Here is a 927-nt window from a genome sequence, read left to right on the forward strand (position 1 = left end):
TCCCAAAATGATAAACTAGAGATATGAAAAGGATAGAATTAACAGTGAATGAAATAAAAAAATATAACGTCATCAAAGCCGTTCATCATGGCAAAAAAACAAAACAACGTGCCTGTGTTGAATTAACATTATCATTAAGACAAATTAACCGACTACTTAACAATTATGTTCAATTTGGTAAGTCAGCTTTTTCTCATAAAAATAAAAAACGCTCTCCAAAGCATAGTCTACCTGAATCTACTAAAACTTTTATTGTAGAATTATACCAATCATTTACCAATTTAAAACCTAATGTTGTTCATTTTACTGAAATTTTAAAACAAGAACATGGCATCAATTTAACAGATACAACTGTTCGTACCATTCTCTATAACCATGGGATGATTTCTCCCAAAACACATCGTAAAACAGTAAAACGACTAAAACAACAGAAAAAAGTAGCACAACAAGTGAGACATGAATTGTCTATAAACTTACCCCGTTCTTGTGAGTTTCTAGCAGATAGTGACACTATCCATCCTAGTCGTCCGAGAAAAAAATATTGTGGCGAACTGATACAAATGGACGCTAGCCAATTCAGATGGTTTGGTCAAACTGTCTCTCATCTTCATGTTGCCATTGATGATGCTTCTGGTAATATTGTTGGTGCCTATTTTGCCCCACAAGAAACGCTGAAAGGCTATTATCAGGTGTTACATCAGATATTAACCAATTATGGTATTCCTGCTGCTTTTTTAACGGATAGACGAACGGTATTTGATTATCAAAGGAAAGGGACTCAACAGCTTCAAGACGATACGATGACACAGTTTGGTTTTGCTTGTTTTCAGTTAGGTATTAGCCTTAAAACAACATCTATTCCACAGGGGAAAGGACGTGTGGAACGTTTAAACAATACCTTACAATCCCGATTACCTGTTGATTTGG

General features: G+C 34.8%; 1 protein-coding gene. It reads left to right on the forward strand.

Features of this window, described 5'->3' with window-relative positions; genetic code table 11:
• Window positions 1–44: 44 nt before the first annotated feature.
• On the forward strand, window positions 45–927 hold an 883-nt coding region (locus tag E4T68_RS08945; protein ID WP_245175695.1), incomplete at its 3' end, for an ISNCY family transposase.

The sequence above is a fragment of the Granulicatella sp. WM01 genome (assembly GCF_004570605.1).
GTDB lineage: Bacteria > Bacillota > Bacilli > Lactobacillales > Aerococcaceae > WM01.